Annotated in this window: 32 protein-coding genes; 27 read left to right on the plus strand and 5 right to left on the minus strand. The window is 68.3% G+C overall.

Annotation, left to right across the window (positions count from 1 at the left end):
* Window positions 1-21 precede the first annotated feature (21 nt).
* The 6 genes from PVT71_RS22770 (at window position 22) to PVT71_RS22795 (ending at window position 5,220) form a co-directional block, all read left to right on the plus strand.
* Window positions 22-420 carry a YciI family protein gene (locus PVT71_RS22770; RefSeq protein ID WP_353475802.1) on the plus strand — a complete coding sequence of 133 codons (399 nt, stop codon included), beginning with the start codon at window positions 22-24 and terminating at the stop codon, window positions 418-420.
* A 29-nt stretch (window positions 421-449) separates the two neighbouring features.
* A complete protein-coding gene (locus PVT71_RS22775; RefSeq protein WP_353475803.1) occupies window positions 450-1,529 on the plus strand; it encodes a C4-dicarboxylate TRAP transporter substrate-binding protein in 1,080 nt (359 codons plus the stop codon).
* Between the two features lie 15 nt (window positions 1,530-1,544).
* On the plus strand, window positions 1,545-2,111 hold the full coding sequence (locus tag PVT71_RS22780; protein WP_353475804.1) for a TRAP transporter small permease: 567 nt from the start codon (window positions 1,545-1,547) through the stop codon (window positions 2,109-2,111).
* Window positions 2,108-3,421, plus strand: a complete 1,314-nt coding sequence (locus PVT71_RS22785; RefSeq protein WP_353475805.1) for a TRAP transporter large permease subunit — start codon at window positions 2,108-2,110, stop codon at window positions 3,419-3,421. The genes PVT71_RS22780 and PVT71_RS22785 overlap by 4 nt, the downstream gene beginning before the upstream one ends.
* A 14-nt stretch (window positions 3,422-3,435) precedes the next feature.
* Window positions 3,436-3,960, plus strand: a complete 525-nt coding sequence (locus tag PVT71_RS22790; protein ID WP_353475806.1) for an NADPH-dependent FMN reductase — start codon at window positions 3,436-3,438, stop codon at window positions 3,958-3,960.
* 111 nt (window positions 3,961-4,071) lie between these two features.
* Entirely contained in the window at window positions 4,072-5,220 is a 1,149-nt protein-coding gene (locus PVT71_RS22795) for a muconate/chloromuconate family cycloisomerase (RefSeq protein WP_353475807.1), read from the plus strand.
* Between the two features lie 15 nt (window positions 5,221-5,235).
* Here the strand turns inward: PVT71_RS22795 and PVT71_RS22800 are convergent, their stop codons facing one another.
* Window positions 5,236-6,126 carry a LysR substrate-binding domain-containing protein gene (locus tag PVT71_RS22800; protein ID WP_353475808.1) on the minus strand — a complete coding sequence of 297 codons (891 nt, stop codon included), beginning with the start codon at window positions 6,124-6,126 and terminating at the stop codon, window positions 5,236-5,238.
* A gap of 99 nt (window positions 6,127-6,225) precedes the next feature.
* Entirely contained in the window at window positions 6,226-7,101 is an 876-nt protein-coding gene (locus PVT71_RS22805) for a dioxygenase (RefSeq protein WP_353475809.1), read from the minus strand.
* Between the two features lie 236 nt (window positions 7,102-7,337).
* Here PVT71_RS22805 and PVT71_RS22810 point away from each other — a divergent pair, with 236 nt between their 5' ends.
* Together PVT71_RS22810 and PVT71_RS22815 are read left to right on the plus strand one after the other, a co-directional pair.
* Window positions 7,338-7,718, plus strand: coding sequence for a hypothetical protein (locus PVT71_RS22810; RefSeq protein ID WP_353475810.1), 381 nt, complete (start codon window positions 7,338-7,340; stop codon window positions 7,716-7,718).
* Window positions 7,715-8,566: an alpha/beta hydrolase gene (locus PVT71_RS22815; RefSeq protein WP_353475811.1), complete on the plus strand. Its 852-nt coding sequence runs from the start codon at window positions 7,715-7,717 to the stop codon at window positions 8,564-8,566. Before PVT71_RS22810 ends, PVT71_RS22815 begins: the two co-directional genes overlap by 4 nt.
* A gap of 93 nt (window positions 8,567-8,659) precedes the next feature.
* Here PVT71_RS22815 and PVT71_RS22820 read toward each other — a convergent pair whose 3' ends face one another.
* On the minus strand, window positions 8,660-9,223 hold the full coding sequence (locus tag PVT71_RS22820) for a nuclear transport factor 2 family protein (protein WP_353475812.1): 564 nt from the start codon (window positions 9,221-9,223) through the stop codon (window positions 8,660-8,662).
* Window positions 9,224-9,433: 210 nt separating this feature from the next.
* On the opposite strand from PVT71_RS22820, the gene PVT71_RS22825 reads away from it, so the two are divergent.
* From PVT71_RS22825 to PVT71_RS22880, 12 genes are all read left to right on the plus strand, one after another.
* Entirely contained in the window at window positions 9,434-10,537 is a 1,104-nt protein-coding gene (locus tag PVT71_RS22825; protein WP_353475965.1) for an amidase, read from the plus strand.
* Window positions 10,534-11,673: an acyl-CoA dehydrogenase family protein gene (locus PVT71_RS22830; RefSeq protein WP_353475813.1), complete on the plus strand. Its 1,140-nt coding sequence runs from the start codon at window positions 10,534-10,536 to the stop codon at window positions 11,671-11,673. Before PVT71_RS22825 ends, PVT71_RS22830 begins: the two co-directional genes overlap by 4 nt.
* A 14-nt stretch (window positions 11,674-11,687) precedes the next feature.
* Complete coding sequence (locus PVT71_RS22835) at window positions 11,688-12,059, plus strand: hypothetical protein (RefSeq protein WP_353475814.1); 372 nt, start codon at window positions 11,688-11,690, stop codon at window positions 12,057-12,059.
* A 4-nt stretch (window positions 12,060-12,063) separates the two neighbouring features.
* Entirely contained in the window at window positions 12,064-13,341 is a 1,278-nt protein-coding gene (locus PVT71_RS22840) for an aromatic ring-hydroxylating dioxygenase subunit alpha (RefSeq protein ID WP_353475815.1), read from the plus strand.
* The gene (locus tag PVT71_RS22845; RefSeq protein ID WP_353475816.1) at window positions 13,334-13,828 is read left to right on the plus strand and encodes an aromatic-ring-hydroxylating dioxygenase subunit beta; all 495 of its coding nucleotides are present in this window, start codon (window positions 13,334-13,336) and stop codon (window positions 13,826-13,828) included. The genes PVT71_RS22840 and PVT71_RS22845 overlap by 8 nt, the downstream gene beginning before the upstream one ends.
* Complete coding sequence (locus tag PVT71_RS22850) at window positions 13,828-14,589, plus strand: SDR family oxidoreductase (RefSeq protein ID WP_353475817.1); 762 nt, start codon at window positions 13,828-13,830, stop codon at window positions 14,587-14,589. Before PVT71_RS22845 ends, PVT71_RS22850 begins: the two co-directional genes overlap by 1 nt.
* 11 nt (window positions 14,590-14,600) lie before the next feature.
* Window positions 14,601-15,557 (plus strand): PDR/VanB family oxidoreductase, encoded by a 957-nt coding sequence (locus tag PVT71_RS22855; RefSeq protein WP_353475818.1) that lies wholly within the window; start codon window positions 14,601-14,603, stop codon window positions 15,555-15,557.
* A gap of 12 nt (window positions 15,558-15,569) precedes the next feature.
* Window positions 15,570-16,070, plus strand: a complete 501-nt coding sequence (locus PVT71_RS22860) for a flavin reductase (protein WP_353475819.1) — start codon at window positions 15,570-15,572, stop codon at window positions 16,068-16,070.
* Window positions 16,071-16,154: 84 nt separating this feature from the next.
* Window positions 16,155-17,174, plus strand: coding sequence for a TRAP transporter substrate-binding protein (locus tag PVT71_RS22865; protein WP_353475820.1), 1,020 nt, complete (start codon window positions 16,155-16,157; stop codon window positions 17,172-17,174).
* A gap of 35 nt (window positions 17,175-17,209) precedes the next feature.
* On the plus strand, window positions 17,210-17,665 hold the full coding sequence (locus tag PVT71_RS22870) for a TRAP transporter small permease (RefSeq protein WP_353475821.1): 456 nt from the start codon (window positions 17,210-17,212) through the stop codon (window positions 17,663-17,665).
* Window positions 17,658-18,944, plus strand: a complete 1,287-nt coding sequence (locus tag PVT71_RS22875) for a TRAP transporter large permease (protein WP_353475822.1) — start codon at window positions 17,658-17,660, stop codon at window positions 18,942-18,944. The genes PVT71_RS22870 and PVT71_RS22875 overlap by 8 nt, the downstream gene beginning before the upstream one ends.
* Window positions 18,945-19,074: 130 nt before the next feature.
* The gene (locus tag PVT71_RS22880; protein WP_353475823.1) at window positions 19,075-19,527 is read left to right on the plus strand and encodes a MarR family transcriptional regulator; all 453 of its coding nucleotides are present in this window, start codon (window positions 19,075-19,077) and stop codon (window positions 19,525-19,527) included.
* 9 nt (window positions 19,528-19,536) lie between these two features.
* Here the strand turns inward: PVT71_RS22880 and PVT71_RS22885 are convergent, their stop codons facing one another.
* Window positions 19,537-20,445: a helix-turn-helix domain-containing protein gene (locus tag PVT71_RS22885; protein ID WP_353475824.1), complete on the minus strand. Its 909-nt coding sequence runs from the start codon at window positions 20,443-20,445 to the stop codon at window positions 19,537-19,539.
* Between the two features lie 265 nt (window positions 20,446-20,710).
* Between PVT71_RS22885 and PVT71_RS22890 the strand changes: the two genes are divergently transcribed.
* The 7 genes from PVT71_RS22890 to PVT71_RS22920 all read left to right on the plus strand — a co-directional run bounded on the left by PVT71_RS22890 (window position 20,711) and on the right by PVT71_RS22920 (window position 25,986).
* Complete coding sequence (locus tag PVT71_RS22890; RefSeq protein ID WP_353475825.1) at window positions 20,711-22,141, plus strand: aldehyde dehydrogenase family protein; 1,431 nt, start codon at window positions 20,711-20,713, stop codon at window positions 22,139-22,141.
* 89 nt (window positions 22,142-22,230) lie between these two features.
* Entirely contained in the window at window positions 22,231-23,373 is a 1,143-nt protein-coding gene (locus tag PVT71_RS22895) for an amine dehydrogenase large subunit (RefSeq protein ID WP_353475826.1), read from the plus strand.
* Window positions 23,374-23,375: 2 nt separating this feature from the next.
* Entirely contained in the window at window positions 23,376-23,903 is a 528-nt protein-coding gene (locus PVT71_RS22900) for a MauE/DoxX family redox-associated membrane protein (protein ID WP_353475827.1), read from the plus strand.
* A 14-nt stretch (window positions 23,904-23,917) separates the two neighbouring features.
* Window positions 23,918-24,514 (plus strand): redoxin family protein, encoded by a 597-nt coding sequence (locus tag PVT71_RS22905; RefSeq protein WP_353475828.1) that lies wholly within the window; start codon window positions 23,918-23,920, stop codon window positions 24,512-24,514.
* A gap of 35 nt (window positions 24,515-24,549) precedes the next feature.
* Window positions 24,550-25,074, plus strand: a complete 525-nt coding sequence (locus PVT71_RS22910) for a methylamine dehydrogenase light chain (protein ID WP_353475829.1) — start codon at window positions 24,550-24,552, stop codon at window positions 25,072-25,074.
* A complete protein-coding gene (locus tag PVT71_RS22915) occupies window positions 25,071-25,529 on the plus strand; it encodes a cytochrome c (protein ID WP_353475830.1) in 459 nt (152 codons plus the stop codon). The genes PVT71_RS22910 and PVT71_RS22915 overlap by 4 nt, the downstream gene beginning before the upstream one ends.
* Window positions 25,530-25,554: 25 nt before the next feature.
* Window positions 25,555-25,986: a cytochrome c gene (locus PVT71_RS22920; protein ID WP_353475831.1), complete on the plus strand. Its 432-nt coding sequence runs from the start codon at window positions 25,555-25,557 to the stop codon at window positions 25,984-25,986.
* A 20-nt stretch (window positions 25,987-26,006) separates the two neighbouring features.
* Here the strand turns inward: PVT71_RS22920 and PVT71_RS22925 are convergent, their stop codons facing one another.
* Window positions 26,007-26,279 carry a hypothetical protein gene (locus PVT71_RS22925; RefSeq protein WP_353475832.1) on the minus strand — a complete coding sequence of 91 codons (273 nt, stop codon included), beginning with the start codon at window positions 26,277-26,279 and terminating at the stop codon, window positions 26,007-26,009.
* Window positions 26,280-26,315 lie beyond the last annotated feature (36 nt).

The raw sequence follows: 26,315 nt of genomic DNA on the forward strand, positions 1-26,315 counted from the left end.
GGCACCCAGGGGAGGGGGAATATGCCAGACACGCTGACATCGGTTCCGGCATCGGACGTGCGGCAGGCCAGCGCGGCCATGCTGCAGAAACAGCTCTACGCGATCTTCACCACGCCGACGAACGGGATGGGCCCGGTCTTCGAGCATCTGGGCGCGCACCTCGCCTTTCAGGTGCGGCTCGAGGCGGAGGGGATCCTCTATTCCGCCGGCCCGCTCTGGACCGATGACGAGCAGAGCTGGGAAGGCGAGGGGCTTGTCGTGATCCGCGCGGAGACGCGGGCGGCGGCGATCCGGATCGCGGAGGACGATCCGATGCACAAGGCCGGCGCGCGGGAGTTCCGCGTCCGGCCCTGGATGATCAACGAGGGCAGCCTGACGCTTCGGCTGAACATGTCGAGCCAGCGCTTCGAGATCGTCTGAACGAGAACATTTCTTTGGGAGGAGAAATCATGAAATTCCTGTGCAGTACCGTTCTGTCGGGAGCGCTCGTGCTTCCGGGTCTCGCTTTCGCGGAGGAGACGATCAACCTGACCGTGGCCTCGAGCCACCCGCTGGTCATTCCCTGGGTGGGCATGATCAAGAGCCACTTCATGGCCCGTACCGACGAGATTCTTGCCCAGACCGGGAATTACAAGATCGAATGGAACGAGGCCTTCGGCGGCCAGCTGTACAAGGCCAACGCGACGCTCGATTCCGTCGAGCAGGGCATCACCGACATCGGCTGGGTCTTCTCGTTCCTCGAGCCCGCCAAGCTGCCGATGAGCCAGGCCTCGTCCTACGCGCCCTTCACCACCGCCGATGCCGCGGTCCAGCTCGAGGTCATGTCCGAGCTCTTCGACACCAACGCGGCCTTCCGCGAGGAATGGGAGCAGTACAATCTCAAGGTGCTCGGCTTCACCGGCACCGACAGCTACGACGTCTACACCAAGGAGCCGATCTCTGGCTTTGCCGACCTTGCCGGGATGAAGCTCTCGGCGCCGGGCGTGCTGGGCAACTGGCTGCGCGGCACCGGGGCGAACGCCGTGGATGGCGCGCTGACCACCTTCTACACCGACATCCAGACCGGCGTCTCTGACGGTGTGCTGTCGCTGGCGCTGGGGGTGCTTCCGGCGAAGATCTACGAGGTCGCGCCGCACATCACCCGCGTCGACATGGGGGTGGCCTTCTCGGGCGCGGTGGCGATCAACCGCGACAGCTGGGACGCGCTGCCGGAAGAGGTGCAGACCGCGATGGTCGAGGCGGGCAAGTATTACACCGTGAGCCACGGCCAGGACCTCAACGACCGGCACGCCGCCGCGCTGGCCAAGATGGTCGAGCTCGGCGCGGGCCAGACCCCGCCGGTCGAGATCACCGACATGAGCGAGGCCGACCGCCAGGCCTGGGTGCAGGCGATGCCCGACATTGCCAAGGAATGGGCCGACGGGCTCGAGGCCAAGGGCACCCCGGCGCGCGACTTCATGCGCGCCTACATGGAGGGCGTGCGCAAGCGCGGCGGCACGCCGGTGCGTGCCTGGGACGAAGAGCTCTGATCCCGGGACACGCAGGTGGCTGACCAGGAAATCAGGCAGAACGGCGCGCTTCTTCCGCGCCGTTCCTTCCCGGCGCAGGCCTGGGGAAGCATCGTGAACGCGCTGGCCGCGATCGGCACGGCACTGATCGCGGGGCTCATGCTGATCATCTGCGCGGATATCGTCGCGCGGAACGGGATGGGGGCCTCGCTGCCGCTCGTCTCGGAACTCGGGGCGCTGCTGCTGGTGATGATCGTCTGCCTGCAGCTGGCATCGACGGTGCGCGCCGACCGGCTGGCCCGCGCCGGGCTCTTCATCGACCCGCTGCGCCACTGGAGCCCGCGCCTCAGCGCGCTGCTCGACGCGCTCTTCTGCCTCGTCGGGGCGCTGATGATCGGGCTCATGGCCTGGGCGACGCTCGGGATCCTCGCCACCGACTGGAGCCGCGGCGAGTTCATCGGCACGCCCGGCCTCGGCACCCTGCCGACCTGGCCGTTCCGCCTGCTCATCCTCGTCGGGCTCACGGTCGCGGCGCTTGAATTCCTGCTGCGCGCGGCGACATCGCTCCGCGCCGCGGCAGGCCGTCCGGAGACCCTGCCATGAGCCCCCTCGAAATCGGATACGCCGCGGTCGCCGGGCTGATCGTGCTGATCTACCTCGGGATGCCGATCGCCATCGGGATGCTCGGCGTCTCCTTCCTCGGCGTCGCGATGATCAAGAGCGATGCCGTGGCGCTGCGGATGCTGGGCGCGGTCGGCAACGACAGCCTGCGCGAGTACCTCTTTGCGGTCGTGCCGCTCTTCGTGCTGATGGGGCTCTTGGTCACCGTCTCGAACGTCGGCAAGGACACGTTCGACGTCTTCCAGAAGATGCTGCGGCGGGTGCTGGCGGGGCTCGGCATCGCCACGGTCTTCGCCAACGCGGTCTTTGCCTCGATCACCGGCATCTCGATCGCCTCGGCCACGGTGTTCAGCCGCGTCGCGGTGCCCGAGATGACCCGCCACGGCTATTCCAAGCGCTTCGCGACCGGCGTGGTGGCGGGCTCGTCGGTGCTGGGCATGATGATCCCGCCGTCGCTGCTGATGATCGTCTACGCGGTGCTGGCCGAGGAATCCGTCGGCCGGATGTTCCTTGCCGGGATCGGGCCGGGGCTGCTGCTGTCGGTGATCTTTGCGCTGACCATCCTGTTGCTGGCGCGGCGCCGGAAGGACTTCGTCTTCGACGAGACCGACGTCGCCGCCGAGTTCGAGGAGTTCTCGGCCGCGCAGCTTGTACGCAAGTCGGTGCCGATCCTCGCGCTGATGCTGCTGGTGCTGGGCGGGCTCTACGGCGGGTTACTCAACCCGACCGAGGCCGGGGCGGCCGGGGCCGCGGGCGCGCTGGTCATCGCGCTGATCCGTCGCTCGCTGCCGCGCCGCACGCTCTGGAGGCTGATGGTCGAGACCGGGCAGATCACCGTCTCGGTGCTGTTCCTGATCCTTGCCGCGACCTTCTTCAGCCGGATGCTGGCCATGTCGGGCGTGCCGCGCGAGCTCGCCGGGCTGTTCCTCGGCAGCGCCTTCGGTCCCTACGGGTTCCTGATCTTCTACCTCGTGCTGATCATCCTCCTCGGCTGCCTGATCGACTCGATCTCGATCATGCTGATCGTGCTGCCGATCGCGCTGCCGGTGGCGCAGGAGGCGGGGTTCGACCTGATCTGGTTCGGGGTGCTGACCGTCGTCGCGGTCGAGATGGGGCTGCTGACGCCGCCCTTCGGCCTGTCGGTCTACACCATCAAGTCGGCCATCGACGATCCCGAGCTGACGGTCGGCGACATCTTCCGCGGCGCCTTTCCCTTCGTCGTCGCGATGCTGGTCGCGCTGGCCATCCTGATCCTCTTCCCGTCCATCTCGACGTGGCTTGCACGCCTCTGACCCAAGGAGACCGGATGCCCCACCTCTTGCTGATCCCCGGAAGCCTGCGCGCCGCCTCCTCGGCGCGTGCCACCGCCCGCGCCCTTTCCGAGCGCCTGCCCGAAGGCTCCACCCACGAGACCGCCGATCCCGGCCTGCTGCCGCATTACAATGCCGACGTGACGGACGATCCCGCGGTCGGCGCCTTCATCGCGCAGGTACAGCGGGCGGACGGGGTGATCTTCGTCACGCCGGAGTACAATTACAGCGTGCCCGGCGTGCTCAAGAACGCGATCGACTGGGCCTCGCGCCCGGCTTACGCCTCCGCCTTCACCGGCAAGCCCTGCCTCGTCGTCTCGGTCTCGGGCGGGGCAATGGGAGGTGTGCGCGCGCAGGGGCATCTGAAATACATCCTCAACGGCATGCTCGCCCGCGTGTATCCGTGCCGGGAAATCGTCGTGCCCATGGCGAACAGCAAGGTCGAGGATGGCAAGCTGACGGACGAGGCCGTGCTCGGCTTCGCCGAAGAGGTGATCGCGGGGTTCGTGCAGAGCCTCTGACGCCGCCGCCCAAGGGTGAAAGTATCGTCCGAGATCCGCCGAGGCATCGACCGCACGGCCGCGTCGGGCGCAGTGTGCAAGCCAACGCAAAGGCTTGATACGGGACCGCAAGTGTCGATCATCGAAAAGATTTCCACCACCATCATCGAGATCCCCACGATCCGCGGGCATGTCCTGTCGATGGCGACCATGCTGACGCAGACCGCGGTGATCCTGCGGATCCGCTTCGCGGACGGCAGCGAGGGCATCGGCGAGGGCACGACCATCGGCGGGCTCAGCTACGGCGTCGAGAGCCCCGAAAGCATCCAGTCGGCGATCGAGGACTACATTGCGCCGCTGCTGCTTGGCCGCGACGGCGACGATGTGAACGGCGCGATCCATCTCATGGACAGGGCGGTGCGCGGCAACCGCATCGCCAAGTCGGCCGTCGAGATCGCGCTTTGGGACGGGCTCGGCAAGCGCAAGGACGTCTCGGTGGCGCAGCTCTTCGGCGGCGCGGTGCACACCCGGCTGCCGGTCGCCTGGACGCTCGCCTCGGGCCGGTCCGAGACCGACATCGCCGAGGCGCAGGAGATGATCGAGGCGCGGCGTCACAACATCTTCAAGCTGAAGATCGGCAAGCGCCCGGTGCGCGAGGACGTGGCCCATGTCGCGCGGATCAAAGAGGCGCTCGGGGACGCGGCCTCGATCCGCGTCGACGTCAACCAGGCATGGTCGCTCGCCGATGCGCGCTGGGGGCTGAAGGGGCTGCAGGAGGCCGGCTGCGAGCTGGTCGAGCAGCCGGTGCCCGCGCGCGACCGCGCCGCGATGGCCGAGCTGACGCGGGGCTACGAGATCGCCGTCATGGCGGACGAGGCGCTGAACGGCCCCGAGGACGCGCTGAGCGTCGTGCGTGCCGATGCGGCGGATGTCTTCGCGGTGAAGGTGGCGCAATCGGGCGGGCTCAAGCGCGCCGCCGAGGTGGTGGCGATCGGGCAGGCCGCGGGGCTCGGGCTCTACGGCGGCACGATGCTGGAGACCGGGCTCGGCACGGCGGCGGCGTTGCAGCTCTTCTCCACGGTCGAGACGCTGAAATGGGGCACCGAGCTTTTCGGCCCGCTGCTGCTGAAGGACGAGATCCTTGCCGAGCCGGTCGGCTACAGCGACTTCTGCGTCGAGATCCCGCAGGGGCCGGGGCTCGGCATCGCGCTCGACGAGAGCAAGATCGAGTTCTACCGGCGCGACCGGCTGCGGCGGGTCCACGCGCTCTCGGCAGAGTAAGGCAAGGCGGCCCGCTCAGACCAGCTTGCGGGCCACCTTCTGCGCGATCTGCACGAAGTTGCGCACGTGCAGGCCCTGGTCGTCGAGCCGGTAGTTCACCGACAGCGACGTCCGGGCCAGCTCCGGCTCGAAGGGCAGGAAGGCGATGCCGTTGCGCGGCGCGACTCCCACCGACTTCGGCACGATGCAGGCGCCTTCGCCGATCGCCACGAGGCTGAGCGCGGTCTGCAGATCCATGCACCAGAGCCGGTCGGGCGCGGAGAAACCCGCGTCCTCGCAGGCGTTCAGCACGAGGTCGGCGTAGCTCGGGCGCGGGCGCTCGGGGTAGAGGATCAGGTTCTGCCCCTCGAGATCGGCAAGGCAGGCGGCACCCGCGCGCCGCGTCGGCAGCGTGTCCGGCATGGCAAGGATCAGCGGCTCTTCCATCAACACCTTGGTCAGGAACTCCGGGTCCTCGAGCGCCGGGCGCGCAAAGGCCACGTCGAGCTCGCGCGAGACCAGCGCCCGGTGCAGCTGGGCGTTGTTCATCGGCGTGAGGCTGAGGTTCACCTCGGGGTAGTTCGCGCGGAACGACTTGATGATCGTCGGCAGGATGCCGAAGGTTGCCGAGCCGACGAAGCCCACCCGCAGCCGCCCCTCGGCGCCCTGGCCGAGCCGGCGCACCTCGAGCTGCGTGTCTTCCAGCTGCGTCAGGATCGCCCGGCCACGCTCCAGCAGCCGCTCGCCCGCCTGCGTGAGGGTGATCGTCCGCCGGCCGCGGTGGAAGAGCACTGCGCCGAGATCGGTCTCGAGCTGCTTGATCTGACGGCTGAGCGGGGGCTGCGCCATGTCGAGCCGCTCGGCCGCGCGGCCGAAATGCAGCTCCTCGGCGACGGCAATGAAATAGGTCAGCTGCTTGAAGTTCATCGGCGGTCCCCCTCAGCGGTTGTCTAGCCGAACGGCCCGGGTGCGGGAACGGAAAAAGGCCCCCGGACACCGGGGGCCTTCCCACGTCATGTGGTCCGATCACTCGGCGGCGACGCTGGCCAGCTCCGCCTCGGACTTCAGCGCGAAATCGAATTCGAAGTGCAGGTCGGTGCCGTGCTCCGGCTGCGCCGGCTTGAACTTTCCGATCAGGCTTTCCTTCACGGCAAAGACGCTGTCGTCGTCCAGCCACTTGCTGTCGGCGTCGTAGATCTGGCTGATCAGCGGGCGGTAGCCGTCCTTCGAGATGATGAAGTGCATGTGGCCGGGGCGGTTCGGGTGGTGACCCATGAAGCGCAGCAGCTCGCCCGCGGTCTCGTCCTCGGGGATGGGGTAGGGCACGGGGCGCACGCCGACAAAGGCGTAGTGCCCGGTCTCGTCGGTCTCGAACCGGCCGCGCAGGTTGTAGTCGGGCTGGTCGGGGTCGAGGTTCTCGTAGATGCCGTTCGGCGCGTCTTCCCAGACGTCGATGGTCACCCCGGCGATGCCCTTGCCGGCGGCATCACGGATGTAGCCCTCGTAATAGGCGGTTTCCTCGTTGTCGAAGTGCTTCTTGATGATCGAGGCGCCCTTCGGCAGCACCGGCGGGTTCTCGCGGTAGAACGGCCCGAGCACCGTCGACTCGCTGGCATTGCCCTCGACCGGGTTGGTCATCATGTCGACCAGCACCTCGATGCCGAGGATGTCGGCCAGCAGGATGAATTCCTGGCGGTTGTCGCTGCTCAGCTTGCCGGCGCGCACGAGGTAGGCGCAGGCCTCGAGGAACTCGTGGTGCTGCAGCTTCACCTCCTTGACGAAGCTGTGAATGTGCTTGATCAGCGAGGTCATGATCTCGCGCTGGCGGTCGGTGACGTCCCCGTTCCGGCCGAGACTCTGGATGACGACGTCGGTGATGTTGTCCTGGTTTACGATGCCCATGATGAACCCCTCCTCCTTGGGTGGACCGCGATAGCGGTCATTTCTGCTGTGGTCGAGACTTGAACCACGCCGGTCTCCGTTCTGATCAAAATCGCGCCGCCACCCAATGCCCACCCCGGTATCAAGTGATACCGGGCGCGATGGTCAGAGTATCGCACCATACCCGTCGCGGCATGGTGCCGATCCTGCGCCGCATGCGATCAGGAGGCGAGCTTCGACGACGAGGGAGACGCGTGGTGATCGACACATTCAGGCAAATGCAGGCAAGGCTGGAGGAGGCACCGCATCTGCTGCGCCTCGGGCGCCTGTTCTCGGAAACCGTGCTGATCGAGGTGGAGGGCGAGGAGTACTACCTGACCTTCGAGAAGGGGCACATCGTCTCGGTTGTCGAGGGGCCGAGCCGCAAGACCCCTTGGCGCTTTGCCCTGCGCACCGACCGCGCGGCGTTCGAGGCGTTCTGGCAGGAGCGACCCGCGCCCGGCTTTCACGACATCTTCGGGCTGGTGAAGATCGGCCGGGGGCGCATCGACGGCGACATCCTGACGCTCGTCAAGAACCTACGCTTCTTCAAGGAGGTGATGACCCTGGTCCGCGCACGCAAGGAGATCGCCGCATGAGCATCGAGCCCATCACCGGCCGCTACATGACCGTCAGCATCGGCGGCGCGCCGCGGCGGATCTACTTCGAGGAGGCGGGGCAGGGCCGTCCGGTGGTCTGCCTGCACACGGCGGGCGCCGACACCCGACAGTGGCGCCACCTGATGAACGATCCCGAGGTGACCGCCACGCACCGGCTGATCGCCTTCGACATGCCCTGGCACGGCAAGTCACTGCCGCCCGAGGGGTTCGAGACGCAGGAATACCTGCTGACGACCGAGGCCTATATCGAGACCGTGCTGGCGGTGATCGACGCGCTCGGGCTCGACCGCCCGGTGCTCGCGGGCTGCTCGATGGGGGGCCGGATCGCGCTGCAGCTGGCGGCGCTGCACCCCGGGAAGTTCGGCGGCTTCATCGCCATCGAGGCCTCGGACTTCCAGCCCGCCTGGTACGACATCGACTGGTTCCACCGCCCCGACGCCCATGGCGGCGAGATGGGGGCGGCGCTGGTTTCGGCCAACATCTCGCCCCATGCGCCGAACGCCGAGCGCTGGAACACGCTGTGGATGTTCATGCAGAGCGGCCCGGGCGTGTTCCGCGGCGATCTCAGCTTCTACACCCGCGACGACAGCTTGGTCGGGCGGCTGAAGGACATCGACACCGCGGCGACCCCGGTGCACATCATCGTCGGCGCCTATGACCTGACCTGCACGCCCGAGGATGCCGAGCGCACCGCCAAGGCGATCCCCGGCGCGACGCTCGCGGTCATGGACGAGCTGGGCCACTTCCCGATGAGCGAGCATCCCGAGGGCTTCCGCCCGTTCTTCCTCGAGGGGCTGCGCCGGATGACCGCGCTGGTCCCGGCCTGAGGCCCGGGCGCGCAAACCCCTATTGTCCAGAAAAAGGAAACGCCCCGGGAAGCCCCGGGGCGTTTCTGCATTTCCGGATCGAGGCTCGCCGCGTCAGGGCTTCATCAGCACCGACGTGGACGGGTAGTCCGACGCCCATGTCGCGGGCAGCGGCGCGACGAACACGTTCTCGGTGCGGTTGCGGGTGAAGCGCCAGACGCCATCCTCGCAGCGCCGGTAGGAGTTGAAGAGCCGCGACGAGCGCAGCAGCGCCTTGCCGTCCGAGAACAGCCAGGGCTGCATGTGCACCCAGTTGCCCTCGGCGGTCTGCGCATCCCCGGCCACGCGGATCTGCTCGGACGTCAGGTAGTGGCAGTTGAGGATCAGCGCGGGGTCTTTCTTGCCACCCCAGAAGTTCTGGAAATGCGCCTTAACCGCGTCCCAGCCCTCGGCCTTGCCGAACTGCCCGTCATAGTACTCGCCCACGCCCTCCCAGACGGCCTCGGGCGCGAAAAGCTCCATGATCCGGTCGATCCGCTCGGCGTCGGTGGCGCAGCCATGCTCGGGATTCGGCGTGTCGCACAGGAACATGTAGCGCGCCTGCAGGCGGCGCACCTCGGCCTCGGCCTCGAGCACGGCAAGGCGCTGCTCGAGCTTTGCGAGCCTCTCTTCTGTCATCGCGACCTCCAATCGCCTGATTTCATGGGCCCAGAATGTCGGCGAAAATAAAAAGTGCAACATTCATGTGAATTTTCTTGTAACGAATCCCAGATACGGTAACTTTACCGCAATAAGGGCGTCGGAGGCCCAGCCTTGGGAGGGGCCATGACACATCGGGAAGATCGTTACGGCGCGCTGGTCGCGGCCCTGTCCCTCGGAGGCGAGGGCATGACCGTCGCGGTCAAGGACAGCATCGACATCGCCGGACAGGTCACCGCCTGCGGCTCCGCCGCGCTGCGTGATGCGCCGCCCGCCGAGGCTCATGCCGCTGTCGTCGAGGCGGTTCTCGCTGCCGGCTGCCGCATCATCGGCAAGACCGGGATGCATGAGCTCGCCTATGGCATGACCGGCGTGAACCCCACATTCGGCACCCCGGTCAACCCGGCCTGGCCCGACCGCATCCCGGGCGGCTCGTCCTCCGGCTCGGCCGTCGCCGTAGCGGCGGGGCTCTGCGATTTCGCCATCGGCTCCGACACCGGCGGCTCGGTCCGCCAGCCCGCGATCTGCTGCGGCGTCTACGGCATCAAGCCGACCTTCGGGCGGATCAGCCGCGCGGGCTGCCATCCGGCGGAAAGCTCGCTCGATTGCGTCGGCGTCTTTGCCCGCAGCGCCGAGACCCTGAACCGCGCCATGGCCGCCGTCGATCCCGGCTTCTGCCGCCACGCGCCGCTAAGCAGGGCGCCGCGCCTTGCCCGGATCAAGTGCGACCCCGATCCGGCGCTCGGCGAGGCCCTGCGCATCGCCATGCAGGAGGGCGCGCCGCACGCGGGCTACGTCACGCTTGCGCAGTTCGACGCCGCCTTCGACGCCGGGATGGTGCTGATCGGGGCAGAGACCGCCCGCGCCTATGGCCACCTGCTCGACAGCGGGGCACAGATCGGCGCGGATGTCCGCGCGCGGCTGGAAAAGGCGCTAGGGATCACCTTGGAGGAGGTCGCCCGCGCCGAAGCCGTGCGCGCAAGCTTCACCGCCGAGGTAGACGCGGCGCTCGAGACGGTCGACGCGCTCGTCACGCCCGCGCTGCCGCACGTCCCGCCGACCCTGACCGAGGCCGAGGATCCGGCCGCCGTACTGCCGCTGACGCGCTTCCTGCGTCCGTTCAACCTGAGCGGCCATCCCGCCATCGTCCTGCCGATGAAGACCGGACCCCGGTCCCTGCCGGCGGGGCTGCAGATCATCGGGCGCAAGGGGGATGACGCGCATCTCTGCGCGATCGCCGAATGGATCGCCGCCTCGTTCACCACCCTGCACCAGAAGGAGGACATCGCATGACGTCCCAGACAGCGGCGCTCGAGCGGCCGCGCTCCGAAACCGAGATCCTCGCGGGCATCCGCGCCCGCGCGCAGGAGTTCCAGGACCTGCGCCACATCCCGCAGGACGTGGTCGAGGACTTCAAGACGCTGGGTGTCTACCGCGCCTTCGTGCCGACCCGCTTCGGCGGCGACGCGCGCAGCCCGGCCGAGTTCTGCCGCCTGATCGAAGAGATCGCCACGGCCGACGCCTCGGCGGGCTGGGTGGCGAGCTTCGGGGTCTCGGCGACCTACCTCGCGACCCTGCCGAAAGAGGTCTACGCGAAGATCTACGGCGGCAACCCCGACACGGTCTTTGCCGGCGCGATGTTCCCGCCGCAGCCCGCGCGGCTGGTCGCGGGCGGCTACGAGGTCTCGGGGCAGTGGCCCTGGGGCTCGGGCATCATGGGCGCCGATCTTGCCGGTGTGGGCATCAAGGTCGAGGACAACGACACCAAGCTGCCGCTCATCGCGATCATGCCGCGCGCCGAGGTCGAGGTGGTGGACACCTGGAACACCATCGGCCTGCGCGCCACCGGCAGCCATGACATCAAGGTGAGCAACGTGGTGGTCCCGCGCGAGATGACCTTCGTGCGCGGCGCGAAGCCGACGATGGACGACGCGATCTTCCGCTACCCGTCGATGGCGCTGGCCTCGCAGGTGCTGGCGGTCGTGGCGCTCGGCGCCGCGCGGGCAGCGCTCGACTTCATCCACGAGACCGGCACGCGCGCCTCGGTGACCGGCGCGCCGAAGCCGGGCGCGCGGGCCTATGTGCAGACCGAATACGCCAAGGCGCGGGCGCAGTACCTCGGCGCGCAGGCGCTGTTCTACGACACTCTGGACGCCGCCTGGGACGAGCTTGCCCATGCTGATGCCGTCAGCCGCGACACCCATGTGCGCCTGCGCCTCGTCGCCTCGCAGGCCGCCCGCGAGGGCGCAGAGGCCGCGCGCCGCGCCTTCGCGCTCGGCGGCTCCACCGCCATCAACCACGGCCATCCGCTGGGCCGGTTCATGATCGACGCCGCCTCCGTCGCGCAGCACGCCTTCCTCTCCGAAGGCACGCTGACCGCCGCAGGCGCGGCCTTCTTCGACGAACCCACCATGCCCGGCTACCCGTAAGAGGAACGACAGACATGACCGACACTCCGCCGCTGCGCACGCTGCTGTGCTTCAACAACCACCCGACCTTCTTCAGCCTGCCGTTCGATCAGATCGGCCCGGTCTGGAAGGCCACGCAGGAGCTCATGTCCGGCATCGACCAGATGGAGGGCGTGACCATCATCGGCACCTTCGACGATGACCAGACCATGGTGGGCGCGACCCAGGGCTTCCCCTTCACCTGGTACATGCTCTGCGACTTCCCCGACCGCGCCGCGGTCCAGGCCGCCTGCAACCTGCTGCGGACCATCGTGGTGGGCGAGGGCAACGACCGGCTCTGGAAATACATGACCGTCGAGGCGCGCATGGGCCGCGCCCTTGAAATTCCCCAGGCACACAGGAGCTGACACGATGTCTTTGGACACAGCCAAATTCAGCGATCTCGACGCGCTCTACAGCACCGACGCCAAGGTCGCGACGCAGATGTACGAGGATCCGGGTCTCTTCGCCGAGGAGATGGAGAAGATCTTCAAGAAGACCTGGGTCTGGGTCGCGCATGAGAGCGAATTCCCCGACAAGGGATCGTTCCGCCTGTCGCATGTCGGGCTCGAGCCGGTGATCGTGGTGCGCGACCGCAAGGGCGCGATCCACGTCATGGTCAACCGCTGCCGCCACCGCGCGGCGACGGTCTGCGAGGTGAAGAAGGGCAAGACCTCGTCCTTCCAGTGCCCCTACCACGGCTGGGGCTACGGCCTCGACGGCTCGCTGCGCGCGCTGCCCTATCCCGAGCAGTACGGCGACGACTTCGACAAGGCCCAGCACGGCCTGCTGAAGCTGCGCACCGAGGCCTACAACGGCATGGTCTTTGCGACCTTCAACGAGGATGCCGAGCCGCTGGTCGACTTCCTCGGCCCCGAGGTCTGCCGCTACATCGACCTCTTCATGAAGCAGGGCGGCGGCTTCCCGGTGAAGGTGCTGGGCGAGCACCAGTTCGCGGTTCCGATGAACTGGAAGGTGCAGCTCGAGAACACCACCGACGCCTATCACTTCCCGATCGTCCACAAGTCCTTCATGCAGACGCTGGACGCGCAGACGACCGACCTCTTCGACTTCCTCGACAAGGGCAAGGGCTGGGTCGAGGACCTCGGCAACGGTCACTCGATCATGATGATGATGCCCGAGCGCGAGGACCTCGACGACCACCTCGACGACCCGATCGAGGACCGTTTCGAGGAACTCGCCGCCGAGATCCGCGCCGAGGGCTACGACGAGGCGCAGGTGCGCAAGATCGTCCGCGCGGTCGGCGGGGCGGGCTTCAACCTCAACCTCTTCCCCAACGTGTCCTTCTCGCTCTCGTTCCTGCGGGTGCTGACGCCGAAATCGGTCGAGCAGACCGAGATCCGCCACATCGCCCTCGGCATGGAGGGCGGGCCGCAGGCGGCCAACCAGGCGCGCATCCGTCTGCACGAGCACTTCCAGGGGCCGATGGGCTTCGGCTCGCCGGACGATGCCGAAGTCTGGGAGCGCGTCCAGCGCGGCACCAAGGGCGGCGAGGAGCTGCCGATCCTGGTGAACCGCGGGCTGGTGGACGAGGTGCCCGGCGTGATGGGGCCGCGTGGCCATATCAGCGCCGAGACCGGTATGCGGGCGGCATACGAGATGTGGAAACGGATGATGTCCAATGACTGAGATGAGCAAGATCGAGACCCCGGCGCTGCTGCACGAGGTCACCGAGTTCCTGTGGACCGAGGCCGACATTCTCGACGGCAAGCGCTATGACGAATGGCTCGACCTCTGGACCGAGGACGGTCTCTACATCATGCCGATGGGCGACGGCGAGGATTACGCCAACCAGGTGAACCTCTGCTACGACAACGCCAAGATGCGGCGCGACCGGGTCGGGCGCTTCCAGGCGGGCTTCTCGATCTCCTCGGCGCCGCCGGCGCTGACCGTGCGCACCATCAGCCGCATCGTCATCGACCGCATCGAGGGCGACGAGATCCATGTCCGCGCCGCCGAGCACGTGATCGAGGACAAGTTCGGCCGCCAGCGGCAGTGGGCGGGCAACGCCTTCTACACGCTGCGGCGGGGCGAGCGCGGCTTCAAGCTGCACCGCAAGATCGTCAAGCTGCTGAACTCCGACGGGATGCTGAACTCGTTCAGCTATCTCTTCTGATGGCGGCCCCGCTTCCCGAGAAGGTCCAGACCGCGGTCGTCACCGGTGGCGCACGCGGTTTCGGGGCCACGGCGGTCCGCGCGCTTCACGCCGCGGGCTACCGGGTGATCATCGCCGACCGCGATCCGGGGGAGGAGGCCACGAAGCTGGCCTCCGAGCTCGACCTCGCGGGCGAGATGGCGATGACCGCAACGCTCGACGTCTCGAAACCCGGGGATTTCCAGTACGTGCTCGACCAGTGCGTCGAGCGCTACGGCTCGGTCGAGGTGCTGGTGAACAACGCCGCCCGCACCGAGGTCGCGCCGCTGCTCGACATCGACCCGGCGACCTTCAACGAGATCATGGCGACCAACGCCGGCGGCACCTTCGCCGGAAGCCAGATCTTCGGCCGGCACTTCAAGGCGCGCGGCTACGGGCGGATCGTCAACCTCGCCTCTCTGGCGGGGCAGAACGGCGGCACCGCGACCGGGGCGCATTACGCCGCCTCGAAGGGCGCGATCCTGACCCTGACCAAGGTCTTCGCGCGCGACCTCGCGGGTTTCGGCGTCACCTGCAACGCGATTGCCCCGGGACCGATGGACACGCCGATGGTGCGTGCCGTGCTGGGCGAGAACATTGACGCGATGCGGGCCAACATCCCCGTCGGCAAGCTCGGCGATGCCGAGTTCGTGGCGCAGATGGTGGTGATGCTGGCCTCGCCCGCGGCGGGCTTCGTGACCGGCGCCTGCTGGGACGTGAACGGCGGGCTCTACGTGCGATGAAGGATCTTCCCATGGCACAGTCCATGACGCTGACCGTCAGCGAGCGGCTCGACGACCGCGGCGACATCGCCCGCATCCGCCTCGTGCCGGCGGACGGCGCACCGCTTGCCGGGTTCACCGCCGGGGCGCATCTCGATCTCTACCTGCCCGAGCTCGACCTCTGGCGGCAGTACTCGCTCTGCTCGGACCCGGCGGAGCGCGGCCATTACGAGATCGGCGTGCTGAAGGACCCGAACTCGCGCGGCGGCTCGGTCGCGGTGCATGCGGCCGCCGTGCCCGGCGCGACGCTGAAGGTCGAGGGGCCGCGCAACCATTTCCCGCTGGCCGAGGAGGCGAGCTTCTCGGTGCTGCTCGGCGGCGGCATCGGGGTCACGCCGATGATCGCGATGGCGCGGCGGCTGCACGCGCTGGAGCGGGATTTCGTGCTGCACTACTGCACCCGCTCGGCGGAGGTGACCGCCTTCCACGACGACCTGCGCGCGGCCCCCTTCGCCGACAAGGTCCGCTTCCACTTCGACGACCAAGCGCCCGAGCAGAAGCTCGATCTGGCGCGCGACGTGCCCGCGCCCGCCGCGGGCGTGCACATCTACGTCTGCGGCCCGCAGGGCTTCATGGACTGGGTGATCGGCACGACCGAGGCGGCGGGCCACGCGACCGCCAACGTGCACCGCGAGTATTTCTCGGCGGATGTGGATCTCACCGGCAACAGCTTCGAGGTCGAGGCGCGGCGCTCGGGCCTCACCGTGACCATCGGCGAGGACGAGACCATCGCCAAGGTGCTCGCCCGGCACGGCGTGAAGATCGAGGTCAAGTGCGAGGAGGGGGTCTGCGGCACCTGCGTGACCGACGTCCTCGAGGGCGAGATCGAGCACCGCGACGAGTTCCTCACCGACGAGGAGCGCGAGGACGGCGACCAGATCTGCGCCTGCTGCTCGCGCGGCCGCGGCCGTCTCGTGCTGGACATCTGAGGAGAGGGCGCCATGGACCTGACCCCCGAACAGCTGGACTTCCGCGAGGGCATGAGCCGCATGGGCGCGGCGGTGAACCTGATCACCTCGGACGGCCCCGCGGGGCGGCACGCGCTGGTCGCCTCGGCGGTCTGTTCGGTCACCGACGCGCCGCCGACGCTGCTGGTCTGCGTCAACCGCAAGGCCTTCGTGCACGGCAAGTTCCTGCAGAACGGCCATCTCTGCGTCAACGTGCTGGCGGCGCAGCACCAGCAGCTGTCGAACGTCTTTGCCCGCTACGTCGAGGGTGTCGACCGCTTCGCGCAGGGCAACTGGATGGTGCTGAAGACCGGCTCGCCGGTGCTTGCCGACGCCAATGTCGCCTTCGACTGCCGCATCGGTTCGGTGATCGAGCAGGGCTCGCACTCGGTGCTCTTCTGCGAGGTGCAGGCCGTGCACCTTGGCGAGCAGGCCCGCGAGGGGCTCGTCTACTTCAGCCGCGACTATCATCACCTGGCCGCGAAGCCCGCGTGATGCGCCCCGGGGGCCGCGCCTCGCGGCCCGCCCAAGAACGAGAGCGAAACGCTCCGCCATCTTCACTCCAACGGGAAACCTGACATGAAACAGATTGCCTCTCTGCTTGCCGGGGCCGCTGCCCTCGCCATCGCCGCGGTCTCGAGCGCCTCTGCCGCGACCGTGCTGACCCTCAACAGCTGGCTGCCGCCGTCGCACCCGGAGGTCACCGACCTCATCGTGCCGCTGGCCGAGGACATCGCGCGCGTGACCGAGGGCCGCGTGACGGTGAACATCCTTCCCGCGCCACTCGGGCCGCCGCCCGCGACCTACGACCTCGTCAAGAACGGCGTCGTCGACATCGGCTACACCGTGCAGGGCTACAGCCCCGGTCGCTTCAAGACCTCGGCGATTGCCGAGATGCCCTTCCTCGGCGACGACGCGGTGGTGACCTCGGTCGCCTTCCAGCGCGTGCACGACGCCATGCTGGCGCAGGCCGGGGAATATGCCGGGGTGAAGGTGATGGCCGTGCACACCCACGGCCCGGGCCAGATCTTCTCGAGCTCCGGGATCGCCGGGGTCGAGGACATCTCGGGCCAGAAGATGCGCGTCGGCAGCCTGGTCGCGCATGACCTCGCGCAGCTGATGGGCGCGGTGCCGGTCGAGGGCCCGTCGTCGAAATCCTACGAGCTCCTGAGCCAGAAGGTCGCCGACGGCATCTTCTTCCCTTGGGAGTCGGTGAACTTCTTCCGCCTCAACGACCTGCTCACCAACGCCTTCGTCGCCAAGGGCGGCATCTACAACACCGCCTTCATGGTGGTGATGAACGAAGGCAAGTGGAACAGCCTGTCGGACGAGGACTGCGCCGCCATCGAGCCGCTGCTCGGCGAGGCGCTGGCCCGTCGCGCGGGCGAGATGTGGAACAAGGCCGATGCCGCGGGCCGCGCCGCGCTCGAGGGCAAGCTGGCGGTGCACGAGGCCTCCGAGGCCGAGCTCGACACGCTGCGCGAGGCCTTCTCGCCGGTGATCGAGGCCAACATCGCGCTGGTCTCCGAGACCGGGGTGGACGGCGAGGCCGCCTACCAGATGCTGCTTCGGGAGATCGAAAGCCTGAGCGCGGAATGAGCGCTCCAGTTGCAAAAGCCGCAAACGCACAGCGTTTGCGGCACTGTCTCGCGCTCATCTGTGCCGTGCTCCTGCTGGCGATGATGGCGCTCACCGTGGCGGACGTGCTGGGCCGCTACCTGCTGAACGCGCCGCTGCCCGGCGCGACGGAACTCACCGAGATGCTGCTGGCGACGGTCGTCTTCATCGGCCTGCCCGCCGCCAGCCTCGACCGGGACCACATCAGGGTCGACCTCTGCGTCGAGCACCTGCGCGGCGCGGCCCGAACCCTGCTCGAGCGCCTCGTCGAGATCGCCTCGGCGGGGATCCTCGGCGTGATCGCCTGGCGGCTCTGGGTGATCGGCGCGCAGATCGACGGCTACGGCGGCATGACGCCGACGCTGAAGCTGCCGCTCGCGCCGCTGGCATGGCTGGCGGCGCTGCTCTGCCTCTGCGCGGCGGCGATCCTGCTGGTGCTGGCGCTGAAACCGGGGGAGGCCCGCGATGTCTGACTGGGAAATCGGCCTTGCCGTGCTCTTTGCCCTGCTGCTGATCGGCACGCCGATCGGCCTTGCGCTGGCCTTCGTCGGCACGGTCGGCACGGTGTCGATCATCGGCTGGCAGCCCTCGCTGGCGCTGCTGGGGCAGACCTTCTTCGACAACTCCCGGCACTACAACCTGTCGATCCTGCCGCTCTTCCTGCTGATGGGGAACTTCGTGGTGCAATCGGGTATCGCGCGGGATCTCTATGCCGCCGCCCATGCCTGGCTGCGCCACCGCAAGGGCGGGCTCGCCATGGCCACGGTGGTCGCCTGCGGCGGCTTCTCGTCGGTCTGCGGCTCGTCGCTGGCCACCGCCTCGACGATGACCAGGATCGCCATGCCCTCGATGCGCGAGTTCCGCTACCCGGACCGGCTGTCCACAGCATCCATCGCGGCGGGCGGCACGCTCGGGATCCTGATCCCGCCGTCGGTGATCCTCGTCTTCTACGGCATCCTCACGCAGCAGGACATCGGCAAGCTCTTCCTCGCGGGCATCGTCCCCGGCATCCTCGGCGTCGTGCTCTACACCGTGGCGGTGCGGGTCTCGGTCGCCTTCGATGGGGCCGAGATGCAGACCGAGACCCGGCTGCCGCTGCGCCAGCGGCTCGTCGCGCTCAAGGGCGTGCTGGGTGCGCTGGGACTCTTCATCTTCGTGATGGGCGGCATCTACCTCGGCGTCTTCACCCCGACGGAAAGCGCCGGGATGGGGGCAGGGGGGGCGTTCCTGCTGGTGCTGCTGCAGGGCCGGCTCGAGATGCGCGCGCTGATGGCGACCTTCTACGAGACCGCCAAGACCACGGCGAGCATGTTCCTGATCCTGCTCGGCGCGCTGACCTTCGCGAACTACGTGAACATGTCGGGCATGAGCCGGGACATCCAGGACCTTGTGACCTCGGTCGGAAGCCCGCTCGGCACGCTGCTGCTGATCACGGTGATCTACCTGGCGCTGGGATGCGTGCTCGAGGGGCTGTCGATGATCACCCTGACGGTGCCGATCTTCTACCCGATCGTCGCCGGGCTCGGGTACGACCTGATCTGGTTCGGCACCTACGTGGTGATCGTGACCGAGCTCAGCTACATCACTCCGCCCGTCGGGCTGAACGCCTTCGTGCTGAAATCGGTGGTGAGGGACGTGCGGGTGGCGACGATCTTCCGCGGGCTCGTGCCCTTCGTGCTGGTCGATATCCTGCGCATCGCCATCATCCTCGCCTTCCCGGGGCTGGTGCTCTTCGTGCCGCAGCTGATGTAGGCGCGCGCCAGGCACGGCGGCCCCCGTCCGGGGGCCGCCGTGAAGCTTCTGGAAATACGGTAAATTTGACGTTTCCTCGCCCGGCAAAACAGGGTAGTCGGATCCCGTCAGCCACTGCCGAGTGATCACCGTGAACACGCCCGTCGATAAACCGAAGGACTTCAAGAAAAACTGGCCGTTCTTCTGGGTCAGCCAGGTCGCGGCCGCCTACGAGATCGCGCTGGAGCGGCGGATCAAGCCGCTCGGCCTCGACATTCCGCGCTGGCGCGCGCTGATGAGCCTCTACGAGGAGGAATACCTGTCGGTCTCGCAGATCGCGGAGTTCTCGGCGCTGAAGCTGAACACCACGACCAAGGTCATCCAGCGGATGATCGGCGACGACCTGGTGACCACGAGGCCGCGCCCGACCGACGGGCGGGTGACCGAGGTGTGCCTGACCGAGAAGGGCGACCGCATCCGGCGCGAGGCGCTGGTCGAGGCGCAGGGCCTCTACGCCGCGCTCTTCTCCGACACCGATCCGGCGCAAATCCAGGCGATGATCGGCGCTCTGACCGAGCTTCACGCCAAGCTGCGCAAGCTCTAGGCGGCGCGCTCAGGCGTCGGCATGCGCCGTCTGGCCCGGCGCGTGGCCGAAGCGGTCGCGGAAGCGGCTGTAGAAATACGAGATGTCGTTGAACCCGACCCCCAGCGCCACCTCGGTCACCGTCCGCGTGCCGCGCTGCCCCAGTTCCAGCCGCGCCCGTTCGAGCCTGCGGCGCAGGATGCGCTCGCGCGGGGACTCGCCCAGCCCGGCAAAGGCGCGCTGCAGGCTGCGCGGCGACACACCCAGCCGGACCGCCAGCTCGCCGGAGCCGAAGTCGCAATCGCGGTAGTTGTCGTCGATCAGCTGGAGCGCGCGCCGCAGCAGGCAGCCTGCGTCCGCCCGGCGCGACGAGCCGGTCTGCGCCGCCTCCTGCAGCCAGCTGCCGAGCACCGTCAGGAAGGCCTCGTCGATGCCGGGCGCGCCGGCGTTCATCGCGCGGCGCAGCAGGGCGGTCATCGCGACGGCAAGATCGTCCTCGCGGCGGATGCAGAGCCCGCCGCGCGCGGTCGCGCCGAACCGCTCGGTGACCTCCGAGCGCGAGAGGTGGACGCAGATCTGCTCGGCCCGGTCGCGGTCGAAGACGAAGCTGGAGGGCTGGCAGGCGTCGGTGAGGGAATAGTCGCCCTCACGCAGCCGCACGTGGCTGTCGTCCTGCGAGATCAGCGCCTGGCCCTTGCATTGCAGCGACAGGACGAAGTGGTCGGTGTGGTCCCGGCGGATGTCGCCGCGGTCGCGCTCGACGATGCTGTTTCCCAGCGAGACCGTCGCCATTTCCAGCCCGCCACAGCGCCGGAGCGCGGCGCTCGCCGAGAAGTCGGAGCCGTTCGGGATGATGCGGTACTGGCCGCAGACCTCGGTCAGACCGGCCTGAAACGACGCGGCGTCCCTGAACGTATGCGCCTCTTTCGCTGCCTGCATGGTGGACCTCCCTTCCTCCTGCGGAGCCCTTCATAAAGGCTGCAGAGCGCGGAACAAGTGAAACTTCACGTTAATTGTGTAGCTAAATCGCCGCCGAAACGCCAAGTCTCGGCTGCCGAAAGGAAAAACCCGCGACGCTCTTTTGTGTCACCCGGCGCGGCCGGCTTGGCGCAAAACCCCAATGCCTCGTGACGCGCCAGCCCAAGATTCTGCCGTGCGGCACGTGCACCCTGTCCCGATCACACGCATGGGCGAGGAGCGAGACATGCTGGACAAGACTGATGCTGCGGCGGCGACGTTCGCGATGATCATCGACGGCAAGCCCGTCGCGGCACCGAAAAGCTTCGCGGTGACCGATCCCGCCACCGGCGAGGTGGTCGGCCACGCGCCGCAGGGCACGGCGCAGGACCTCGACGCCGCGGTGGCCGCCGCCAGGCGCGCCTTCGCGACCTGGTCGCTGACCTCCGAGGAAGAGCGCGCCGCCGCCTGCAACGCGATCGCCGACAAGCTCGAGCAGCACGCCGACGAGATCGCCACGCTGATCACCCGCGAGCAGGGCAAGCCGCTGAACGGGCTCGGCTCGCGCTTCGAGATGGGCGGCGCCGTCGCCTGGACGCGCTACACCGCCGCGCTCTCGGCGCCGGTCGAGGTGCTGCAGGACACGCCCGAGGGCCGCGTCGAGCTGCACCGCCGCCCGCTGGGTGTCGTCGGCTCGATCACGCCCTGGAACTGGCCGGTGATGATCGCCATCTGGCACATCATCCCCGCGGTCCGCTCGGGCAACACCGTGGTCAGCAAGCCCTCGCCCTACACGCCGCTGTCGACGCTGCGGGTCATCGAGCTGATGAACGAGGTCCTGCCCGCGGGCGTGGTCAACGTGGTCACCGCCGACGAGACCGAGGACAACCTCGGCGCGCTGATGTCGGGTCACGAGGACATCCGCAAGATCGTCTTCACCGGCTCCACGCCGACCGGCCAGAAGGTCATGCGCAGCGCCGCCGACACGATGAAGCGCCTGACGCTGGAACTGGGCGGGAACGACGCCGGCATCGTGCTGCCCGACGTCGATCCCAAGGCGATCGCCGAGGGCCTCTTCTGGTCCGCCTTCATCAACATGGGCCAGACCTGCGCCGCGCTGAAGCGTCTCTACGTGCATGACGACGTCTACGACGCCGTCTGCGAGGCGCTGGCCGATTACGTGCGCAACGTGCCGATGGGCGCGGGGCTCGACGAGGGTTCGGTGATGGGCCCGATCGCGAACCAGATGCAGTTTGACAAGGTCAAGGCGCTGGCCGAGAGCGGGGCTGCCAAGGGCCGCGTGCTGACCGGCGGCACGGCGGGCGAGGGGCTGTTCTTCCCCGTCACGCTGATCGCCGACCTCGAGAACGGCGATCCGCTGGTCGACGAGGAGCAGTTCGGCCCGGTGCTGCCGATCATCCGCTACACCGACCTCGACGCGGTGATCGACGCGGCCAACGATAACCCGAACGGCCTTGGCGGCTCGGTCTGGTCGAGCGACATCGAGGCGGCGAAGCGGATCGCGGCGCGGCTGGAGTGCGGCACCGTGTGGATCAACAAGCACGGCATGATCCAGCCCAACGCGCCCTTCGGCGGCCGCAAGATGTCCGGCTTCGGCGTCGAGTTCGGCAAGGAAGGCTACCAGGAATACACCGACATCCAGGTCATCATCGCCTGATGACACGGGTCCGGGGCCGCTTGACCGGCCCCGGACGCGGATCCGCGCCGGGCGTGCTCCCGGCACTGCCCAACACGGAGAAAGACAACATGACGCTCAAGCGTACAACCGCCCTTGCCCTGGTCTCGGCCCTGCTGGCCCCGGTGGCGCAGGCCGAGGACTTCAAGCCCGAGGTGCTGTCGGTCGAGGCGAGCATCCCCGAAGGTCCGAACGCGCTTGTCATCGACTTCGCGCTGAACGGCTCGAGCAACGTCTTCGTGCTGGATGCCGAGACGCTGAAGCTGAAGGGCAACATCGGCACCGGCACCGCGGCCAACATGAAGATGAACGCGGCGGGCGACACGCTCTATACCGCGGGCATCTACATGGAGCGCTACCTGCGCGGCACCGCGCACCCGATCCTCGAGGAATGGGATCTCAAGACGCTGAAGCTGCGCCGCGAGATCGAGCTGCCGCTCGGCAAGCTCGCCCAGGCCGAGACCCAGCCGACGCTGATGCAGCTCAGCCCCGACGAGAAGCTGCTGCTGATCCAGAACGCCGCCCCGGCGCAGTCGGTGTCAGTGATCAACCTCGAGAGCGGCGAGGCGGTCGCCGAGATCCCCTCGCCGGGCTGCTGGACGATCAACCCCGCGCTGGAAGGCCAGCGCTTCTCGATGCTCTGCGGTGACGGCAAGATCGCCAGCGTCAGCTACGAGGCCGACGGCAGCTTCAGCGATTTCGCCCGCTCCGAGACGATCTTCGACCCGGCGGCCGACCCGCTGATCGCCAACCCGATCCGCGTCGGCGACAAGCTGGTCTGGGTCTCCTACGGCGGCGTTCTGCACTTCGTCGACGACAGCGGCGAGACCCCGGTGCTGGCCGAGAAGAAATCCCTGCTCGGCGACATCGAGGGCTGGGCGCCGGGCGGATCCGAGGTGATCGCCTATCACAAGGCGTCGAACACCGCCTTCGTGCTGATGCACTCGAACCCCTTCGACGGCAGCCACAAGAACCCCGCCGAGGAGATCTGGATGATCGACATGGCGGACGTGAGCCTCAAGGGCCGCTTCCCGGCGCATGGCGAGGGCACGATCAGCGTCAGCCAGGACGAGACCCCGACGCTCTTCGGCGCGAACCACGGCGGCTCGGTGACCCGCTATGACGTGACGCTGGGCGAGACGCCGGACATCGCCTTCGCGGGCGAGCGCCCCGGTGTCGGCTTCTTCCTCACCATGATCTCGCTGGATCATTGAGCATGGACAGCCTTGTCGCGCATGGCGTGGTGGCGGCCACGGTCCTGGTGGTGGTGATCCTCGCCCGGGCCGCCTGGCACAAGACCAGCCAGTTCCTGCCCAGCGTCGGGTTTGCCCAGGATTACGGCGTGCTGCCCGAGGCCCTCGTGCCGACGGCGCTGCGCCTGCTGGCCCTGGCAGAGGCGGCCAGCGTGCTGCTTCTGCTGCTGCCGGCGACCCGGCAGATCGGCGGGCTGGCCGCGGCAGGGCTGTTCCTCGGCTACGGGCTGCTCATGGCCCTTGCCCTGTCGCGGGGCAAGACCCGCATCGACTGCGGCTGCGGTGGCGCACCGCAGATCGTGTCGGGGGCGACGGTCGCGCGCAACGCGGTGCTTGCCGCTGTCGCGCTGGCCATCGCCGCCGCGCCGCTGCAGGTCGTCGGTCCCTGGGGCGCGGCGCTGGGGATCCTCGCCGGGCTCATGCTGACGCTGCTCTACACGATCGCCGAGACGCTGATCTCGCACGCGCGGTTCATCCGCCGCCAGACCTGAGAGGGAACGAACCCATGGAACTTCTTGCATTTTCGAATATCGCGCTCTGGGTGCTGGTGCTTGTCGAGCTTGGCATCATCCTCGCCCTGACGCGGCAGATCGGCATCCTCTTCGAGCGCGTCACGCCGGTCGGCGCAATGATCTCGGACAGCGGTCCCGACATCGGCGCCAAGGTGCCTTCGCTGGCGCTGACCGCGCTCGACGGCGCCGCGCTCACGCTGGGCGGCTCCGCGGACCGGGCGCAGCTGGTGTTCTTCCTGTCGACCACCTGCCCGATCTGCAAGGCGCTGATCCCGGCGCTGCGCTCGATCCGCCGCGACGAGGCGGGCTGGCTGGACGTGGTGCTGGCCTCGGACGGCCGTCCCGACCCGCACCGCCGGATGATCGAGAAGGAGGGGCTGCAGGACTTCCCCTATGTCCTCTCGGCCGAGCTCGGCCAGACCTTCAAGGTCGCGAAACTGCCCTTCGCCGTGCTCATCGGCGCGGACGACACCATCGTGTCGAAGGGGCTGATCAACTCGCGCGAGCAGCTGGAAAGCCTCTTCACCGCCAAGGAAAGCGGCATCCCGACGCTGCAAGCCGCAATGCAGCAGGCCGCCGCCCAGGCCTGACGCGAAAAGAACATCCCCCAACAAGGAGACACATCATGGCCAGACTGATCAGCGATCTTCTCGCCCGCCTCGACAAGTCCTTCGAGTCCGGAGCCCGGACCGCGGCCCGCCGCAACGGCCGCCGCAGCTTCCTCGCCCAGGCCGGCGCGAGCCTGCTGGGCGCCGCCGCGCTCACCCCGGTGCTGCCCTTCGACCGCCGCGCCAACGCGGCCGGCAACGAGCCCGGGGACGCCTGCTCCTACTGGCGCCACTGCGCCATCGACGGCTTCCTCTGCGAGGAAGCGGGCGGCTCGGTGACCTCCTGCCCGCCGGGCTCCGAGGCCTCGTCGGTGTCCTGGATCGGCACCTGCAACAACCCCGAGGACGGCAAGGACTACCTCGTCTCGTACAACGACTGCTGCGGCAAGCCGGCGGTGCTGTCGACGACCTTCTGCTACAACTCGAAGGGCGAGCGCCCGGGCTACCGCATGGGTCTCTACAACGACATCAACTGGTGCATGGCGAACAAGAACCAGGGCTACCACTGCACGGTGTCCATCGTCGTCGGGCAGGCGGAATGACCATGGTCCGGACGCTGAAATCCCTGCTGCCCCTCGCGGCGGTCGCGGCGCTGGCCCCCGGGCTGGTCGCGGCACAGGACCTCGACGGGGCCGAGCTCTACAACACGACCTGCTCGGCCTGCCACGCCGAGGGCGGGCTCGGCACCCCGGGCTTCGCGCCGCCGCTGGCGCGGCCGGACTTCTGGGCCGGGCTCGGTGACCAGGCGGTGCCCTACATCTCGGGCGTCATGGCCAGCGGCCTCAGCGGCACGCTGACCATCGACGGCCAGCTCTACGCGGGCCTTCTGATGCCGCCGATGCACGACGCCTCGCCCGAGGAGCTGGCCGCGGTCGCGACCTACGTGCTGCAGGAGTTCGGCGGCCAGACCGCCGAAGTCACCGCCGAGGACGTCACCGCCGCGCGGGAGGCCGCCCCCGGGCACGCCGACCTGCGCGCCATGCGGCCGGGCAGCTGAGCAAGAGCCGACGGAGGACAGGAACATGCGCAAGATACTCATGGCAGCGGCCCTTACCATCGCCGCGGGCGGCCCGCTCGGCGCGCAGGAGATGTCGCCGAGGGCGACCTTCGTGCTGCACTGCGCCGGCTGTCACCGCATGGATGGCCAGGGATCGCTGCCGGGGGGCATTCCCGCGTTTCCCGACTCCGTCGGCCACATCGCCAATACCGATGAGGGTCGCACCTACATCATGCACGTCCCGGGGGTTCTCGGGGCGTCGCTCACCGACGCCGAGATCGCCGAGGTGGTGAACTACATCCTCGAGACCTGGTCGGACGGAGCGCCGCGCTTCGACGAGGCCGAGGTGACCCGCCGCCGTGCCATTCCGGTGCCCGACGTGGTGCGCAAGCGCCGCGAGATCGTGGCGGAACTGGCCGAGCAGGGCATCCCGCTGTCGACCTATCCCTGGCCCTAGGTCCGGGCGAGGGCGGGCGGTTACACCCTCGCTCCCTTGTGGCGGATCGCGCAGCCGACAAGCCCCGCGATGATGCCGATGACCGTGGAGATGCTGTACTCCAGCGTTGTGATCGGCACGTGGGCGGTGTGGTGGCCGCCCAGGATGAGCGGCGTGAGCACCCCGATCGCGCCGCCAAGGATCATCGCGACGATCCAGTTCCGAGTCATCATTCCGAGCGTGACGCCCAGGATGCCGGGCAGGCCGAGGATGCTGCCACCGATGGTGCCGAGAAGATCAAGCAGGCTCAGCATGTTCGTGTCTCCGTGCTTTACTGGCGCGGCGGCATG

The sequence above is a fragment of the Salipiger sp. H15 genome (assembly GCF_040409955.1).
Taxonomy (GTDB): Bacteria; Pseudomonadota; Alphaproteobacteria; order Rhodobacterales; family Rhodobacteraceae; genus Salipiger.

Bases quoted from the DNA above. Each gene is read 5' to 3' on its own strand.
- PVT71_RS22885 (WP_353475824.1), bottom strand. From the start codon at position 20,445: ATGCAGGCAGCGAAAGAGGCGCATACGTTCAGGGACGCCGCGTCGTTT.
- PVT71_RS22860 (WP_353475819.1), top strand. From the start codon at position 15,570: ATGGACCTGACCCCCGAACAGCTGGACTTCCGCGAGGGCATGAGCCGC.
- PVT71_RS22915 (WP_353475830.1), top strand. From the start codon at position 25,071: ATGACCATGGTCCGGACGCTGAAATCCCTGCTGCCCCTCGCGGCGGTC.
- PVT71_RS22770 (WP_353475802.1), top strand. From the start codon at position 22: ATGCCAGACACGCTGACATCGGTTCCGGCATCGGACGTGCGGCAGGCC.
- PVT71_RS22905 (WP_353475828.1), top strand. From the start codon at position 23,918: ATGGAACTTCTTGCATTTTCGAATATCGCGCTCTGGGTGCTGGTGCTT.
- PVT71_RS22875 (WP_353475822.1), top strand. From the start codon at position 17,658: ATGTCTGACTGGGAAATCGGCCTTGCCGTGCTCTTTGCCCTGCTGCTG.
- PVT71_RS22845 (WP_353475816.1), top strand. From the start codon at position 13,334: ATGACTGAGATGAGCAAGATCGAGACCCCGGCGCTGCTGCACGAGGTC.
- PVT71_RS22805 (WP_353475809.1), bottom strand. From the start codon at position 7,101: ATGGGCATCGTAAACCAGGACAACATCACCGACGTCGTCATCCAGAGT.
- PVT71_RS22890 (WP_353475825.1), top strand. From the start codon at position 20,711: ATGCTGGACAAGACTGATGCTGCGGCGGCGACGTTCGCGATGATCATC.
- PVT71_RS22820 (WP_353475812.1), bottom strand. From the start codon at position 9,223: ATGACAGAAGAGAGGCTCGCAAAGCTCGAGCAGCGCCTTGCCGTGCTC.
- PVT71_RS22895 (WP_353475826.1), top strand. From the start codon at position 22,231: ATGACGCTCAAGCGTACAACCGCCCTTGCCCTGGTCTCGGCCCTGCTG.
- PVT71_RS22925 (WP_353475832.1), bottom strand. From the start codon at position 26,279: ATGCTGAGCCTGCTTGATCTTCTCGGCACCATCGGTGGCAGCATCCTC.
- PVT71_RS22850 (WP_353475817.1), top strand. From the start codon at position 13,828: ATGGCGGCCCCGCTTCCCGAGAAGGTCCAGACCGCGGTCGTCACCGGT.
- PVT71_RS22910 (WP_353475829.1), top strand. From the start codon at position 24,550: ATGGCCAGACTGATCAGCGATCTTCTCGCCCGCCTCGACAAGTCCTTC.
- PVT71_RS22785 (WP_353475805.1), top strand. From the start codon at position 2,108: ATGAGCCCCCTCGAAATCGGATACGCCGCGGTCGCCGGGCTGATCGTG.
- PVT71_RS22825 (WP_353475965.1), top strand. From the start codon at position 9,434: ATGACCGTCGCGGTCAAGGACAGCATCGACATCGCCGGACAGGTCACC.
- PVT71_RS22830 (WP_353475813.1), top strand. From the start codon at position 10,534: ATGACGTCCCAGACAGCGGCGCTCGAGCGGCCGCGCTCCGAAACCGAG.
- PVT71_RS22775 (WP_353475803.1), top strand. From the start codon at position 450: ATGAAATTCCTGTGCAGTACCGTTCTGTCGGGAGCGCTCGTGCTTCCG.
- PVT71_RS22920 (WP_353475831.1), top strand. From the start codon at position 25,555: ATGCGCAAGATACTCATGGCAGCGGCCCTTACCATCGCCGCGGGCGGC.
- PVT71_RS22800 (WP_353475808.1), bottom strand. From the start codon at position 6,126: ATGAACTTCAAGCAGCTGACCTATTTCATTGCCGTCGCCGAGGAGCTG.
- PVT71_RS22855 (WP_353475818.1), top strand. From the start codon at position 14,601: ATGGCACAGTCCATGACGCTGACCGTCAGCGAGCGGCTCGACGACCGC.
- PVT71_RS22865 (WP_353475820.1), top strand. From the start codon at position 16,155: ATGAAACAGATTGCCTCTCTGCTTGCCGGGGCCGCTGCCCTCGCCATC.
- PVT71_RS22900 (WP_353475827.1), top strand. From the start codon at position 23,376: ATGGACAGCCTTGTCGCGCATGGCGTGGTGGCGGCCACGGTCCTGGTG.
- PVT71_RS22840 (WP_353475815.1), top strand. From the start codon at position 12,064: ATGTCTTTGGACACAGCCAAATTCAGCGATCTCGACGCGCTCTACAGC.
- PVT71_RS22835 (WP_353475814.1), top strand. From the start codon at position 11,688: ATGACCGACACTCCGCCGCTGCGCACGCTGCTGTGCTTCAACAACCAC.
- PVT71_RS22815 (WP_353475811.1), top strand. From the start codon at position 7,715: ATGAGCATCGAGCCCATCACCGGCCGCTACATGACCGTCAGCATCGGC.
- PVT71_RS22790 (WP_353475806.1), top strand. From the start codon at position 3,436: ATGCCCCACCTCTTGCTGATCCCCGGAAGCCTGCGCGCCGCCTCCTCG.